This is a genomic window from Achromobacter sp. NPDC008082, assembly GCF_042957345.1.
Lineage (GTDB): Bacteria > Pseudomonadota > Gammaproteobacteria > Burkholderiales > Burkholderiaceae_B > Achromobacter > Achromobacter kerstersii_A.
This window is the reverse complement of sequence record NZ_JBIBIB010000005.1, coordinates 394514-410017: the sequence shown is the minus strand read 5'-3', so window position 1 is coordinate 410017 and position 15504 is coordinate 394514. Positions and strand designations below refer to the sequence as shown.

The following is a 15504-nucleotide window of genomic DNA, read 5'->3' as shown; positions in this document are numbered from 1 at the left end:
AGAACAAACGGGGAAAACATCGCAACGCCTTCAACAATTCAGGTTGATGAAAGCCGCGATGCTAACGAGAACGAATTTTGTTTGCAAATGAGAATTATTTTATGTCGGCATTCCGCCACAGTGTCATCCCAACGCATGAGTCCTGTTGATGTTGGCGGGTCATCCGCAAACGCCCGGATCTTCTTGAGTTTGCGAAGGTGCTCATCCGTTGCGCCGATGCGCGGCTCGTGCGACCGGTTGAGCCGACAACGCCATTCGCACTGTTTTTGCATTCATCACTCGGGCCTTTGACCTACGGACAAGTCTGGCCAGCCGGACGAGGTTTGCATGAGACGACAGCCGGAAGCTCTGTATTAGGCTGACCCGGCAGTACTCCGACTCACCTTGATCGATTGGACGAAAGCACATGAATCAACTCATTCATACAGACTGCCACCCCTTTACCGCAGCCGGCAACATGAAGCAGATTTCTGCGTTTTATGAGGAAGGACGTCGTGTCATGTGGATGATGCTCCGGGCGCAGCCGCGGCCTTGCTTTAACCACGAACTCATCGATGAAATCATGACCCTGGCGCGCGCCGCCAAGGACTCGGGCCTGCCCATCGACTTCTGGGTCACGGGCTCGCTGGTGCCGCAAATCTACAACGTGGGCGGCGACCTGAACTTCTTCGCCGAAGCCATCCGGACGGGCAAGCGCGAAGCGCTGCGCGCCTATGCGCGGGCTTGCGTGGACTGCGTACATGCCGCGTCGCGCGGTTTCGACACCGGCGCCATCTCGCTGGCCATGATCGAAGGCACGGCGCTGGGCGGCGGCTTTGAGGCCGCGCTGGCCCACCACTTCGTGTTGGCGCAGAACAATGCCCGCATGGGCTTCCCGGAAATGGCGTTCAACCTGTTCCCGGGCATGGGCGGCTATTCGTTGGTGGCGCGCCGGTCGGGCATGCAATTGGCCGAAGAGCTGATCAGCACCGGCGAATCCCACACCGCCGAATGGTTCCACGGCAAGGGCCTTGTCGACAAGCTGTTCGAACCGGGTGAGGCGTACCGCGCCACGCGCACGTTCATCGACGTGATGCGGCCCAAGCTCAATGGCATGCGGGCCATGCTGCGGGCGCGCCAGCGCGTGCTGAACTTGTCACGCTCGGAGTTGATGGACATTACCGAAGACTGGGTCGAAGCCGCGTTCTCGATCGATCCGAAGGACCGCGCCTACATGGAACGCCTGGTGCTGGCGCAGAACCGCCGCAGCGCCGTCAGCACGGACGCCGTGCAGGAGGCGACGATGCATTGATCACACCGCCAACAGCACGGCTTTGAATAGCCGCTAATGGCATAACGGGGCTGGCGTCCGGCGTCCGGCCCCGTCGATTACAGCGCGCAGACATCAACGGATGCAGTCAGGCGATGCGCGTCAGGTAATAAGCGTCACGCGATCAAATGCAGCCGGCGCCGATGCGCCAGCCACGCCGACAGCTCGGCGGCGGGCATGGGCTTGGCGTACAGATAGCCCTGCTTGGCGTCCACGCCCAGGGTATCGAGGAACGCGGTTTCCTCAACCGTCTCAACCCCTTCGGCAATGACCTTCAATTCCAGCGTACGCGCCACCGCCACGATAGCCCGCGCCAACGCTTGCGACACCGGATTTTCATTCACGCCGCGCACAAAGCTCGCGTCCAGCTTGATGGCGTCCAGCGGAATGCGCGCCAGCTGCGACAGCGACGAATAGCCCGTGCCGAAGTCGTCCAGGTGCACGCGCGCGCCCAATTGGCGGAATTGCTTGATCAGGTCGATGGCCGCGCCTTCGTCTTCGATCAGGCAGCTTTCGGTGAGCTCGATGTCGAGCATGCACGGGTCCAGCCCCGCGTCGTTGATGGCGCGCATGAAGTCGCTGACCACGCCCTTGTCGTCCAGCTGCCGCGCCGACATGTTGACGGCGATGCGGATGTTCAGGCCATCACGCTTCCACGCGGCCGCCTGCCTTGCGGCTTCGCGCATGACCCACACGCCCAGCGGCGAGATCAAGCCGGATTCTTCGGCATAGGGAATGAAGACACTGGGGCAGACCATGCCGCGCTCGGGCGAGCGCCAGCGCAGCAAGGCCTCCACGCTATCGACTTCGCCCGTGCGCCCTGCCAGCTTGGGCTGGTAGTACAGCATCAGGTGGTTTTCGGCCAGGGCCTTGCGCAGGTTGGTGTCCAGCCACACGTAGTCGGCGTTGCGGCGGTCCATTTCGGGTTGGAACACGCGGTAGGTGTGGCGCCCGGCTTCTTTGGCCACATACATGGCGATGTCGGCGCTGCGCACCACGCTGTCCAGGTCCGCGCCGTGGTCGGGGTACATGGCGATGCCGATGGAACAACTGGTGTAGACCTCGATCAACCCCTGGCGGAAGGGCTCGCGCAGCCGCTCGATGATGCGTTCGGCGGTGGCTTCCAGTTCCCAGGCTTGGGCCTGTTCCTGCAAGACGATGAACTCATCGCCACCCAGCCGGGCCAGCGTCTGCCCGGCTGACAAGCAAGTCGAAATGGCCACCGACACGGCTTTGAGCAGACGGTCGCCAAAGCCGTGGCCGTAGTGGTCGTTGATGCGTTTGAAGTTGTCCAGGTCCAGGAACAGCACGCCGCCGTGCCCGTCTTTGCCCACCGCCAGCGCCTCTTTCAAGCGCGCCGTGATGGCGTGGCGATTGGGCAGGTTGGTCAGCATGTCGGTGTTGGCCAGCACGCGCAGGCGTTCCTGCGCTGCGCGTTCTTCGGTGATGTCGGTGCCCGAGCAGATCAGGTAGACGCGCTTTTCACCGCTGCCGCTGGTGACGAACTTATTGCGGAACAGGAACAGGCGCGGGCCTTTGACCGTGTTGATCAGGCGTTCCACTTCATAGGACTGCCCGCGCTTGTAGAACTCGGCGATATTGCGGCGCGAGGCCATGGCCTCTTCGCGCGTCATGAACATCTCGAATACGCTGCGCCCGACGATGTCCTGTTCGCGCTTGCCGGTGTATTCCTCGCTGAGCTTGTTGAAGCGCTGCACGCGGCCGTTCTGGTCCACGATGACGATCACCGAGTTGGCTTCGGACACCACGGTTTCGGCGAACGACAAGCCTTCGACCAGGTCCTTGGCAACCGATTCGGTATCGGAATGCGCCGATGCGGTGCCGGCCCATTCATTCGGATTGATCTTGCGGCCCACCAGATGGAGCCTGAGCAGATCGCCGTACAACGCAATATCGATGCGCACGCTGGACGTAATGCCCGTCAGCGCGCGGATGGTGTCCGCCTGATCCGGGCGCAATCCCATCGCGACATTCGTTGCGCCCTTGATGGCAGCCAATTCTATGGCATCGCTATCAGCCGCCAGCCTCCAATAAGGGCTGTGCGTACCGAAATGCGTGTACAGGATCGACTTTTCGTCCTGATTCTCAGTCATCGTGGTATCCCCCCACTGTCCAAGGCTGGACCGAAAAGTACATTACGGCCTAGTCCGAATGGGGTCAATACCCGCTTGAGGGGCGTCAAACGCTGTATTACGGATTATTGCATCGGCGTCGCGGGGCGACGCGCAAAGCTTTGCCTTTCCTGACGCTTTGATGCGCCAGCGGCGCGCGGCTTGAATGGCTTGTTGCGCCAAGCCTCATCGCAACGCACAAAAAATTTCGCCAGGGATTCTGCGGGGAATCCCTGGCGTGTGGCGTAAATGGCGCAAATTTGCGACGACCGGGGGTGGATTCCCCGCCGGATCGCTCACAGGGCTTAGTCGCCCTTCACACCCGCTTCATCAATCACCTTCGTCCAACGGGCCAGTTCCGCCGACACGCGGGCGCTGGCGTCGGCCGGCGTTGTCCACGTGGCGATGGCGCCCTGGTTCAACAGCGATGCCTGCACTTGCGGCTTGGCCAGAATCTTCTTCAGCTCGCCATTCAGACGGTCGATCACCGGCGCCGGCGTATTGGCGGGCGCAACGATGCCGAACATGGAGCTGACTTCGAAGTCCTTCAAACCGGCTTCGGCGGCGGTGGGCACATCCGGCAGCGCATCCACGCGTTGGGGCGAGGTCACGGCCAGCGCGCGCAGCTTGCCGGACTTGATGTTGCCCTGCGCGGCAGGCACGGTTTCGATCATGCTGAGCACCTGGCCGCCCATCAGGTCGGTCATGGCGGGGCCGCTGCCCTTGTACGGCACGTGCAAGATGTCGACGCCTGCCGTGCGCTTGAACATTTCACCCGCCAGATGCTGCGGCGAACCGTTGCCGGCCGACGCCATCGTGATGTAGCCCGGCTTGGACTTGGCCAGCGCAATGAATTCCGGCAGCGTCTTGGCCTGCACCGACGGGTTCACGACGAACACCAGCGGCACCGTGCCAACGATGGACACCGGCGCGAAGCTCTTTTCCACGTCATACGTCACGCGGCCACGGTACAGCGCAGCATTGATGGAGTGGCTGGTGAGCGCGCCCATCAGCAAGGTGTAGCCGTCCGGCTGCGCCTTGGCGACCTGGTCGGCGCCGATATTGCCCGCCGCGCCCGCGCGGTTTTCCACGATCACCGACTGGCCCAGCGCGCCCGTCAGCTCTTGCGCCAGCACGCGGCCGATCACGTCGGTGGCGCCCCCGGGCGGGTACGGCACGATCAGGCGGATGGGTTTGTCGGGGTAGGCATCGGCGGACATCGCCGGGGCGGACACACCGGCACAGATGGCCAGCAGGGAAAGCAAAACGGCACGGCGCGGCCGCAGACGCAGGTCTGACATAGGGTCTCTCCAGCCGGGATGAGTATTGGAATAGGACGGACGCCCGGCTCGTCAACCGCGCCAGTGTAGGAGTGCAAACTTGATAGAAGAATCAGAATTTTTCTATCGACTGATCTGATAAATAGATCAATATATCGGCACGCACAAACCACTTGCGGTCACTTTCAAAGGCTGGATATGATCTTGCACCTGGATTATCAATAATATTATCGGGACTGAAAATGACGGACGAGACCAAGGGCGAGCAGCCCGCGATGGGCCCTTTTGACAGCGACAGCGCCACCGCGCACGGCGTCGCCCGCGGGCTGACGAACTACGGCGACAAGGGGTTCTCGCTGTTTTTGCGCAAGGCCTTCATCAAGGGCGCCGGCTTGTCCGACGACGCGCTGGCGCGTCCCATCATCGGTATCGTCAACACCGGCAGCAGCTACAACCCCTGCCACGGCAACGCGCCGCAACTGATCGAAGCGGTCAAGCGCGGCGTCATGCTGGCGGGCGGCCTGCCGATGGACTTCCCGACCATCTCGGTGCACGAAAGCTTCTCGCAGCCCACCAGCATGTACTTGCGCAACCTCATGTCGATGGACACCGAGGAAATGATTCGCGCGCAGCCGATGGATGCCGTCGTGCTGATCGGCGGCTGTGACAAGACGGTGCCGGCGCAGCTGATGGGCGCGGCCTCTGCCGGCGTGCCGGCCATCCAGCTTGTTACCGGTTCGATGCTGACGGGTTCGCATCGCGGCGAACGCGTAGGCGCCTGCACCGACTGCCGCCGCTACTGGGGCCGCTACCGCGCCGACGAGATCGACGCGCCGGAAATCGCCGACGTCAACAATCAGCTGGTCGCCAGCGTGGGCACCTGTTCCGTGATGGGCACGGCCAGCACCATGGCCTGCATCACCGAGGCGCTGGGCATGATGGTGGCGGGCGGCGCGTCCGCCCCGGCCGTTACCGCCGACCGCGTGCGCGTGGCCGAACGCACGGGCGCCACGGCGGTCGCCATGGCCGCGTCGCGCCTGACGCCCGACCAGATCATCAACGGCAAGTCCATCGAAAACGCCTTGCGCGTGCTGCTGTCCATTGGCGGGTCCACCAACGGCATCGTCCACCTGACCGCCATCGCCGGCCGTCTGGGTATCGACATCGACCTGGCGGGCCTGGACCGCATCAGCCGTGAAACCCCCGTGCTGGTCGACCTGAAGCCGTCGGGCCAGCACTATATGGAAGACTTCCACGACGCCGGCGGCATGCTGGCGCTGCTGCGCGAACTGCGCCCCTACCTGCACCTGGACGTGATGACCGTGTCCGGCCGCACGCTGGGCGAAGAACTGGACAATGCCCCCGCCCCGTTCAAGCAGGACGTGATCCGCACGGCGGCGTCGCCCATCTACCCCGTGGGCGGCCTGGCCGTGCTGCGTGGCAACCTGGCGCCCGGCGGCGCCATCATCAAGCAATCGGCCGCCAACCCCAAGCTGATGGAACACGAAGGCCGCGCCGTCGTGTTCGAAGACGCCGAAGACATGGCGCGCCGCATCGATGACGACGCGCTGGACGTGACCGCCGACGACATCCTGGTGCTCAAGCGCATCGGCCCGACCGGCGCGCCGGGCATGCCCGAGGCGGGCTACATGCCGATCCCCAAGAAGCTGGCGCGAGCGGGCGTGAAAGACATGGTGCGTATTTCCGACGGGCGCATGAGCGGCACGGCGGCCGGCACCATCGTGCTGCACGTCACGCCCGAGTCCGCCATTGGCGGCCCGCTGGCTTACGTGCAAAATGGCGACCGCATCCGCCTGTCGGTGGCGCAGCGTGAAATTGCCCTGCTGGTGGACGACGCCGAACTGGCGCGCCGCGCGGCGGAAAAGCCCATCACCCGCCCCACCGCTGAGCGCGGCTACCGCAAGCTGTTCCTGCAAACCGTGACGCAAGCCGACCAGGGCGTTGATTTCGACTTCCTGCGCGCCGGCGTCACGCACGACACCGTGCCCAAGAAGTAAACCCCACGCTGTCAGCCTTCACGCCACAAGCCCCCCTCGCTGTCAGCCTTCACGCCACAAGCCCCCCTCGCTGTCAGCCTTCACGCCACAGGCCCCCTCGCAACCCACCGCCGCCATGAACGCCATCACGCCCGACGCCCTGCAAGCAGAGGCCCCCGACGCCACGCAATCCGCGGTGGCCGCCCTGGAAGAAGACATCGTCTTCGGCCGGCTGCACCCGCGCGAACGCCTGACCGAGGACGAGCTGATGGCGCGCTTTTCCATGAAGCGCCATGCCGTGCGGCAAGTATTGACCGAGCTGGAACTGTTGGGCGTGGTCGAGAAAAAGCGCAACATCGGCGCCGTCGTGCGGACGTTCTCGGCGCGCGAAGTCATGGAGCTGTACGCGCTGCGTGAAGTGCTGGAAGTGCACGCCGCCAGCCAGATGCCGCTACCTGTGCCTGAAGCCCGGCTGGCGGCACTGGTAGCAGTGCAACGCGAACACGACGCCGCAGTCACCGACGGCGACGCGCGCCGGGTATTCCGCAGCAACCAACGCTTTCACCGCGAATTCTTCGGCCTGCTGGATAACGCGGTGCTGGGCCAAGCCATCGAAGAATACGCCCGCCGCACCCACCCCATCCGCTTCGGCACGCTCGTCGCCGCCGGCTACCGCGAACGCGCCCGACAAGAACACTGGGCCATGATCCAGGCGCTACGCGACGGCGACCGTGAAGCGCTCATGACAATCTGCCGAGATCATCTGCTGCCCTCGCGGGATGCGTATCTGGCGTCGGAGCAGATGCGGTTGCGGGCGTGATGCTCGGCGCCGACCGCGCCAAAACCATCCCTCTCACTTTCATAGTCCTCCTATAGCCCCTTCCCGGAATGTGGCCGACCATATCGGCACCAAATTTCGGGGGGGCATCGTGACCGGACAGCGCGACCTGCGCTTCAGTTTCAACATCGTCGGCGGCATGGCGTTTGAGCTCGTTGAGTTCACGCTGGACGAAGGGCTTTCCGAGCCTTTCGTGCTGAATCTTGAGCTGGCCAGCGATGATTCGTCGATTGATTTCGGACTCGTCCTGGATCAGCCCGCGCTGCTAACGCTTTGGCATGGCGACACCGCCGTGCGGTACGTGCACGGCGTGGTGTCGCGCTTTGAACAAGGCACCACCGGCTTTCGCCGCACGCGCTACCGCGCCACCGTCGAACCCATGCTGGCCCGCGCCGGCCTGTGTTCCGACTGGCGCATCTTCCAGCAGCTGTCAGTACCGGAAATTCTGCAAACCGTGCTGAAAACGCACGGGATTATCGACTACGAACAGACCATCACCAACGAGCACCTACCCCGCGAATACTGCGTGCAAGCGGGCGACACCGACTTGCATTTCCTGGAACGCCTGGCTCGCGAAGAGGGCTTCTTCTACGTCTTTCACCACCATGCCAAGGGCCACAGGCTGGTGCACAGCGACCGGCTTCAGATACACGGCCGCATCGACGGCGAACCCGTGCGCTACGTCGCGGCGCCGGGCGGCACGCAGCCCGAACCCGCGTTGCGCAGGTTCTCCTATGCCGAACAGGTGCGCACCGCCCGGCAGACGCACCGCGACTACACCTATACCCATCCGCGCTACAGCCAGGAACACAGCCTCGACGGCGTCAACCTGGATCACCAGAGCCGGCGCTACGAACGGTACGACTATCCTGGCCGGTACAAGCGCGACGAAGCGGGTAAGCCCTTTACCGAGAACCGGCTGCGCGGGCTGCGCCGGGATGCGCGCATTGCTCAGGTGGAAGGCGATGATCCTCGACTGGTGCCCGGGCTGTCGTTCGAACTCGTTGGCCATCCCCGAGCAGACTTGAATCAAGGCTGGCGCCCGATCCGCATGCGCCACCACGGCGTCCAACACACGAGCCAGCAGGAAGACGGCGCCGACGCGCAGCAGGGCACCCGCTACAGCTACACCGCAGAACTTGTCTCCAAGCACGCCGAATGGCGCGCCGAGCCGCTGGCCAAACCCCGCATCGATGGTCCGCAGATTGCTGTGGTGACCGGTCCCGCTGGCGAGGAAATCTATTGCGACAGCTACGGCCGCGTCAAAGTGCAGTTCCCCTGGGACCGCCTGGGAAATCATGACGAGCACAGCTCATGCTGGATACGGGTATCGCAAAACTGGGCGGGCGCCACCTGGGGGCACATGGCGATACCCCGGGTAGGACAGGAAGTCATCGTGCACTATCTGGACGGCGATGCAGACCAGCCGGTAATCACGGGCCGAACCCACATGGCGCTGCAACTGCCGCCCTATGAACTGCCCCGCCACAAGACGCGCATGACCATCAAGAGCCAGACCCATAAAGGCCTTGGCTATAACGAACTGCGTTTTGAAGACGAACGGGATCAAGAAGAAATCTATATCCATGCGCAAAAGGACCAGAACATCCACGTCAACCACGACGAGAGTACGTTTGTGGGTCATGACCGCAATGAAAAGGTAGAAAACGACGAAACAATTCTCGTCGGCCACAACCGCGACGAGACCGTGGGGCTTGATGAGCAGGTGGACATCGGCCAAGACCGCCGGCACCGCATCGGCCAGGATGACTTGCTGGAGATCGTGCGTGATCACACGATCCTCACCGGCCACGACCGCACGGAAGAGGTCGGCAACAACCGGCGCGACAAGACGCACGCCAACCATTGGATCAACACCGGCGGCCACGTCGAACATCAGGTTCAAGGGCACCACCGTATCGAAGCCGGCCAGGCCATTGAACGCAAGACCACCACCTACCGGCTTCAGACCCGCGAACGCATCGTGCTGCAAAGCCCCGGCGGCTCCATCACGCTGGACGATGGCGGCATCACGCTGGAGGGGGTGTCGATCAACCTCAAGGGGCCGCTCAGCCAGCAAGGCGGCGGGGCAGGCATCCCGCTGCACATAGACGGAGCGCCGAATCTTGATGAACCCATTTGCCTGAGTTGCTGGCTCAAGGCAGCAAAAGAACGCTCGGCCTTGATGAAGGTAAGCCCATGATCCCCTACCAGCTTCAGCGGACCCTGGAAGAAGACATCCATGCCGCCCCGCCCGGACAAACCCGCTATCTGATGACCTTGATCGATATGGCGATGCTGTCGGAGGCCCAGCGCGCAAAGGTACATCGCGATATGGCCGGCCAGTTGCACCCCTTGTTGCAGCATCCCGACTACCTGGCGTTGCAGCCAATGGGCGCGATGCTGGCCGGGCCGGATAACAGCAGCCACGCCGCGCTTGACCGCCTGTTGTCGGTGGCGGGCGTGTACGACGCCGATCTCGTCCAGGCCTGGATCACCAGCGTGCTCAGCCCTGCTGACCTGGCAGCGCATCTGAACCACGTCAGCTTTGCGCAGGGTGACAACAGCGACCGGTACTTGCTGCGCTACTACGATCCCTTGATCACGCCGGTGCTGTATCGAAACGCCGATCGCGCCTGGGTTGACAGCGTCTTCGCACCCGTCGTGTCATGGTGGTTTCTTGGCGCTGATTTGAAGCAGCCGCAATGGCACTGCATTCCAGGCGGCGCCCAGGCGCCCCCCCTTCCTCCTGGCCCTTTGGCGCTGACCGACACGCTGTGGAGCGCCCTGACGCGCGACCCGTTTCCTCACAGGCTGCTGCACGAGCTTGAACAGGCCTCGGCTGATATTTTCTCCAGCACGTGCCGGGGCGTTCGCCTGGCTCAAATCCGCGCACATCTGGCGTCCGCCAAGCAGATTGGTCTTAGCCGCCACGACGATCTGGTCGCCTTTGTCGTGATGTCGCTATCCCGGCCGCCCGCCAGCCTGCACACCGACCCTGCCTGGCAAACGGCACTACGCCGCGCCGCCAGCGGCGAAGCGCCGTTGGCCGCAAGCGCCCCGGCATCCGTTTTCCGCAACCAGGCTGCCTCATGACAACGCCAACGCTCGATTCCCTGTTGCCGCAGATATTCCGTCTTGCCGATAAAACCCGCTGCGCTGACGACCCGAGTGCGGCCGTCACATGCAAAAACGAGGTCGCCATCCTGCCCCTGCGCTACGCCGTCATAACCAACAACGACAACGCCATGGACGTCTTGGCGCCCCTACTGCCACCGCAGCTGGGCGCGTCGTTACCGCCGCTTGAAGGGGGCCAGGTTCGCTATGCGGTACGCACGATGCGCAGAGGCTATCTGTACCTGTTCACGAAGCGGCTCGGTAAAGACTGGTTATGCGAAAGCGCCTACCGCAGCTATGACAGCGGCCTGCTGAAACGCGTCTTTCCATACGCTCCAAAACACTTTCCGCCCGACAATCCGCTCTTGGCGCAACAGCCGAGCACGCATGCGCTGTATGGCTCCGGCGAAAGCGGCCCGGGCGGATGGACCCTGCGCCTGAAAGCGCCTGAAGATATCGAAGAACTGCGTGCGCTGTTCACGCCTGATCCCTTGACGGACCGGATGCTGGACAAGATTTGTCATCTTGGCCACTTGCGCAATCAACTACAAAAGTTCGATATCCGGCAACTGATGATGTCGTGTTCTCGCGCGCCTGACGTGCTGGACCCGGCCATCATCGACGAAACGCTGGCGGACGCCATTGCCCAAGACCACCCCGGCCACGCGCCCGCGTTGGCGGGTCATCTGTACTCCGACCCCGAGAACCGCTACGCCCGCCGCGTGGTGTCCTTGGACCTGAAAGAAAGCCCGCAGCGCGCTCGCGGCTTCGCTATCGTGCTGAACGACGCCATCGCCATCACCCAACAGCTCAACAGCTGGCGCAACGAGGCCTACGAATCGGTGCAACGCTATCTGGATGACAAGGACGCGGCGGGCGTTAAAAACCAGCGCAACGTCCTGGTCGCCCAGGCCTTTATTGACATCAAGCAGCAGTTCGAATCGCGCTCGGCGGCGCTGGAGGCCCAGCACTATATCGATATCGAACGCGCCAGAGTCCATGACCCGGGCATGGCGGCCGGCCGCAACTGGATCTTGAATGACGACGAGCGCGATCGATGGGACCGCGAAGCGGACCAATACCTGACGCAGTTCGAAGACGCCATGCGCGCAAAGGTACAGGCCAAGCTCGACAGCGGTGAGTACCGGCGCAGATTCGAAACCAAATACCTGGCTCCCGCGCAACCCGGACAAGCCATCCGTGTGGCGGACATGAAGCTCGCACTGGAGAAATTCGACGCGGTTTGCGCCGCCGCGGAAAGCCTCGGCCAGGCCCGCGCGCAAGATCACGAATCCTGGCTCACCAGCGAACAACTGCTGACCGCGTTGGATGTCTATGACAATGAAGACTTGCCCAGTGGCTGGAGGTTCGCAGGGCAGACAGGGTTGTGCGTACTGGGTGCTGACGGGTGCAAGTCAACGGCTGACTTGATTGAGAAATGGTGGTCGGGCAACCCTGGCGAACGCGCCAACCTGGCCATGCGGGGCTTTGCGCTGAATCAGCGGGAAATTCAAGCGGAGTTGCAGCGCACGCTGGACAAGGCCAAAGGCCAGAGCGCAGACCAAACACAGGACGCGATTCGCACGCCCGTCTTATCCAGCACGCGAATCTACGACTATGTCGAAGCCGGTTTCACCGCCGTGCAGCATCTTGCCGACCTGTTCGACAAAGCTAACGGCGTATTCGAAGCATTGTCGGCCGCAGGCGAGACCAATCTGGCTGGCGGCGCGTTGGCCTGGTATTCCAGCCTGGGCCGCCAATCCTTGCGCCACCGCTCGACGGGCAAAGAATGGGTGTTGCACTGGATCACCCGCAATTGGCTCACCGCCAGCATCGGCACACGCGCCACCAACCTGCGAATGGACGAACTCGCCCTGCTCGGCCGAAGCACCGACCCCAAGCAATTGCGGGCGCAGATTGGCCGGAACACTCGGTTCGCCTTCGCCACGGAACTGGTCGACGCCCACCGCAGCGATTTCTACAAGCTGCGCGCCAGCAGTTGGCTGCTGTTCTTTGAAGCCGCCCTGATCGCTCTGCGGATGCGCGACATGACGGACAACGAACGCGGCGCAGGTGAACTGATCGCCCATGGCCTGCTGGCGGGCGCAGCCGGAACGGAGATTCTTGCGGCGGGCACGGAGCTGGTGCTGGGGCATTACAGCCAGGCCAGTGCTACCGGGCAGGGAGCGACGATGTTTCTGGGTCAGCTGAAGCTGATTGGTGGAACGCTTGCGGCGGTGGGGGGAGTGGTGTTGATGAGGTATGACGCGAAAGATGGCACAGCCGCATACAGCGAAGGAAAGGGCAGCTTATCTTCCTCGTATTTCTTAAGACTCGGAGCTGCATTTGCGATGGTAGGCAGCCAATCCAGTATCGCGTTTGCCGCCGCTGGGCCGATGCTTAAGCTAATGGCGGAACGAGGTGGAAGATCATATGCAGCGACATCCGTAATCGTTGGGGCGGCAAAGGCCTCAGCCTATCTCGGAAGGTCCGCCACCCTAGCGCTCTTACGTAGCCTTCTACTGCGCAGTACATTGATTGGCATTGTCGCCACGGTGGCGATAGCTATCTTTGACGACGATGCTCTCGAAAAGTGGTGCAAGCGCTCAACCTATCGCGGACTCGACTATCAAAAAAACACTCCTCACAAGGAAATGGAAAAGGAGCTGGCCCAGTTGTATAGCGCCTTGCTGGAGGTGCTCTGATGTACCTCATGGAATGGCTGATGTGGCTCTCCGTCGTGAAGTCCGATGTATGGCTGCAAGAGCATGGCGACGACGACTCAAGCGAGCTCGCCAGCAAACCTGTGGAACCTGTGTATGAGGATCTCATCGTCGCGGAATATGAACGATTGCGCGCCGCGAGGTTTGACCGCGCCCAATCGCGGGGTCCCATCTATGCCTGCAACAACACCTTCCTGGAAATGCGATGCGGCGGCATGGAAGAAAAGCGCGGGTTCATCACGATGATCTCGGCCCTCTTCTTTTGGCTCCCCTTGCTGGCAATTGAGGCCATCCTCGCTACTTTTGAAAGGGATAGCTGGAAGATAAGCATGGCTTTCCCGCTTATTATTCTTGTCGTACAAGGCCTCGGTTCCCTCTACATCTACTTCAAATACCTCTTCCGCTTCACCCGCCTGGAGTCCTTCACCTCCCGCCACCTCCTCATTCGCTTCAACCGCGTCACGCGCCAGGTCTACCTCCACCGCCCGCCCAGCTGCGGCGGCATCGCCGTGCTGCCATGGGATGACATCCATCACGAGGAAGTCCCGGGTGTGAATCTTATTGTTGGTTGGTATACGCCTTACTCTCCGCTGCCTTTCCCCAACATGGTTTTTGTCGGCAAGAAAAGCGCTAGCGAAGCCCAAATGAAAGCCGAATGGGAGTACATCCGCCGCTACATGGATGAAGGAGGGCTAGACGCCGTTGACCCGCCGCGCATCAGTTCGCATCTTCCGCTGCCCTGGCCAGCGTTCGCTGCGCAGTTCGAGGCGCTAGGCCCGTACTTGCGGCACAGTGGCCCAATCACGTGGTTCGGAATGTTGTTGGTATCGCCCGCGTTGGTCGTTTTAGGCCTGGCGCATTGGGCGTCACTGTTGCTGTGCTGGCGGCCGCGTTGGCCGAAGATCATTCAGGAAGCGGGGCTGCCGGGCAAACCCGTTCCGCCGTTGACGACCATCGGCGACTATCCGCCGGATGTGCGGGCGGCGCTGCTGGAGAACGTGCATCGATGGGTGGTCAAGCCGGGTTCGCCGCCGCCGCGTCCCAAGCGATTCTCGCTAAAAGGACGCCGGCAGAATCGCAGCCGTTAGCCGTTATCGGTCAGCCGTTATCGGTCAGCCGTTAGCCGTTAGCCGTTAGCCGTTATCCGCTTACCGCACCTGCGCCGCCAGATATTCCCGCAACGTCTGCACCAGCGCTGCCGCAGCCGGCGACAGGCTGCGGTTGCGCGAGGTGACCAGGCCGATTGATCGTTCCGCCACCGGCCCGATCAGCGGGCGCTGGACGATTGCCGTTTGCGACACCGCGCCCGCGGCAATCTCCGGTAGCGCCGCCACGCCGAAACCGCATTCGACCATCGCAACAATCGTGGTCAGGTGTTCGGCTTCGAACGCGGGCGTGAAGCGGATGCGGTTTTGCAGGAAGGCCCATTCCGTGTATTGCCGCACGCTGCTGGGCTGCACCATCGACACGTGCGCGGCGGTGGCGGTGTCGGCCCAGCGCAGCGGCCCACGCGTTTTCGCCAAGGCGTGCGACTCGGGAATCAGCAGCAGAAAGCTGTCGGACATCAGCGGCACGTAGTGCAGGTCGGCGTGTTGGGGGTCGGCGGCGGTGAGCGCGAAGTCGACCTCGCCTGCGCGCACCAGATCGAATGCGGGGCCAGACAAGGTGTCGCGCACCTTCAGGGCCACGTTGGGATGCTCCTGCCGATACGCCATCAGCACGCGCGGCAGCAGGCGCGCGGCGAGCGACGGCAAGGCGGCTACCGACACCTGGCCCTGTTCCGCGCTGGTGACGCCGCTGACGGCAGCAATGGCGTCACGGAAGGCCACTTGCAAGGTGGCGGCCTGCTGCATGAAGACCTCGCCCGCTGCCGTCAGCCGCACGGTACGCGTGGTGCGGTCAAACAGGCGCACGCCCAGCGCCTCTTCGATGCGTTGGATCTGTGTAGACAGCGCCGATTGCGACAGATGCAGCTGCGCGGCCGCCTGGCGGAAGTTGAGCGTGCGGCCGAGCACCAGCGTGGTGTCGATATCGCGCATTGAAAGATTGATCTGCATGCTTTGCCGCCTCGCCCTATTGATCTGATTTGGCGATCATTCTATCCAAAA

General features: G+C 62.8%; 10 protein-coding genes. 7 read left to right on the top strand and 3 right to left on the bottom strand.

Annotated elements, in window-relative coordinates; genetic code table 11:
- Positions 1 to 406: 406 nt before the first annotated feature.
- Positions 407 to 1291: a crotonase/enoyl-CoA hydratase family protein gene (locus ACFZAI_RS21790; protein WP_391568864.1), complete on the top strand. Its 885-nt coding sequence runs from the start codon at positions 407 to 409 to the stop codon at positions 1289 to 1291.
- A 134-nt stretch (positions 1292 to 1425) separates the two neighbouring features.
- Here the strand turns inward: ACFZAI_RS21790 and pdeR are convergent, their stop codons facing one another.
- Positions 1426 to 3423, bottom strand: a complete 1998-nt coding sequence (gene pdeR, locus ACFZAI_RS21785; protein ID WP_391568863.1) for a cyclic di-GMP phosphodiesterase — start codon at positions 3421 to 3423, stop codon at positions 1426 to 1428.
- Between the two features lie 323 nt (positions 3424 to 3746).
- On the bottom strand, positions 3747 to 4742 hold the full coding sequence (locus ACFZAI_RS21780; RefSeq protein WP_391568862.1) for a Bug family tripartite tricarboxylate transporter substrate binding protein: 996 nt from the start codon (positions 4740 to 4742) through the stop codon (positions 3747 to 3749).
- 221 nt (positions 4743 to 4963) lie between these two features.
- Between ACFZAI_RS21780 and ACFZAI_RS21775 the strand changes: the two genes are divergently transcribed.
- The 6 genes from ACFZAI_RS21775 to ACFZAI_RS21750 all read left to right on the top strand — a co-directional run bounded on the left by ACFZAI_RS21775 (position 4964) and on the right by ACFZAI_RS21750 (position 14484).
- A complete protein-coding gene (locus ACFZAI_RS21775; protein WP_391568861.1) occupies positions 4964 to 6739 on the top strand; it encodes an IlvD/Edd family dehydratase in 1776 nt (591 codons plus the stop codon).
- 115 nt (positions 6740 to 6854) lie between these two features.
- Positions 6855 to 7538, top strand: a complete 684-nt coding sequence (locus tag ACFZAI_RS21770) for a GntR family transcriptional regulator (RefSeq protein ID WP_391568860.1) — start codon at positions 6855 to 6857, stop codon at positions 7536 to 7538.
- 109 nt (positions 7539 to 7647) lie between these two features.
- Positions 7648 to 9759, top strand: a complete 2112-nt coding sequence (locus tag ACFZAI_RS21765; protein ID WP_391568859.1) for a type VI secretion system Vgr family protein — start codon at positions 7648 to 7650, stop codon at positions 9757 to 9759.
- Positions 9756 to 10652, top strand: a complete 897-nt coding sequence (locus ACFZAI_RS21760; protein WP_391568858.1) for a DUF4123 domain-containing protein — start codon at positions 9756 to 9758, stop codon at positions 10650 to 10652. Before ACFZAI_RS21765 ends, ACFZAI_RS21760 begins: the two co-directional genes overlap by 4 nt.
- On the top strand, positions 10649 to 13378 hold the full coding sequence (locus tag ACFZAI_RS21755; RefSeq protein WP_391568857.1) for a T6SS effector BTH_I2691 family protein: 2730 nt from the start codon (positions 10649 to 10651) through the stop codon (positions 13376 to 13378). The genes ACFZAI_RS21760 and ACFZAI_RS21755 overlap by 4 nt, the downstream gene beginning before the upstream one ends.
- The gene (locus ACFZAI_RS21750; RefSeq protein ID WP_391568856.1) at positions 13378 to 14484 is read left to right on the top strand and encodes a hypothetical protein; all 1107 of its coding nucleotides are present in this window, start codon (positions 13378 to 13380) and stop codon (positions 14482 to 14484) included. The genes ACFZAI_RS21755 and ACFZAI_RS21750 overlap by 1 nt, the downstream gene beginning before the upstream one ends.
- Before the next feature lie 60 nt (positions 14485 to 14544).
- Here ACFZAI_RS21750 and ACFZAI_RS21745 read toward each other — a convergent pair whose 3' ends face one another.
- On the bottom strand, positions 14545 to 15453 hold the full coding sequence (locus tag ACFZAI_RS21745; RefSeq protein ID WP_391568855.1) for a LysR family transcriptional regulator: 909 nt from the start codon (positions 15451 to 15453) through the stop codon (positions 14545 to 14547).
- Positions 15454 to 15504: the final 51 nt, after the last annotated feature.

Excerpts from the sequence above, each read along its gene's own strand:
- ACFZAI_RS21790 (WP_391568864.1), top strand. The coding sequence starts at position 407 with ATGAATCAACTCATTCATACAGACTGCCACCCCTTTACCGCAGCCGGC.
- pdeR (WP_391568863.1), bottom strand. The coding sequence starts at position 3,423 with ATGACTGAGAATCAGGACGAAAAGTCGATCCTGTACACGCATTTCGGT.
- ACFZAI_RS21780 (WP_391568862.1), bottom strand. The coding sequence starts at position 4,742 with ATGTCAGACCTGCGTCTGCGGCCGCGCCGTGCCGTTTTGCTTTCCCTG.
- ACFZAI_RS21775 (WP_391568861.1), top strand. The coding sequence starts at position 4,964 with ATGACGGACGAGACCAAGGGCGAGCAGCCCGCGATGGGCCCTTTTGAC.
- ACFZAI_RS21770 (WP_391568860.1), top strand. The coding sequence starts at position 6,855 with ATGAACGCCATCACGCCCGACGCCCTGCAAGCAGAGGCCCCCGACGCC.
- ACFZAI_RS21760 (WP_391568858.1), top strand. The coding sequence starts at position 9,756 with ATGATCCCCTACCAGCTTCAGCGGACCCTGGAAGAAGACATCCATGCC.
- ACFZAI_RS21755 (WP_391568857.1), top strand. The coding sequence starts at position 10,649 with ATGACAACGCCAACGCTCGATTCCCTGTTGCCGCAGATATTCCGTCTT.
- ACFZAI_RS21750 (WP_391568856.1), top strand. The coding sequence starts at position 13,378 with ATGTACCTCATGGAATGGCTGATGTGGCTCTCCGTCGTGAAGTCCGAT.
- ACFZAI_RS21745 (WP_391568855.1), bottom strand. The coding sequence starts at position 15,453 with ATGCAGATCAATCTTTCAATGCGCGATATCGACACCACGCTGGTGCTC.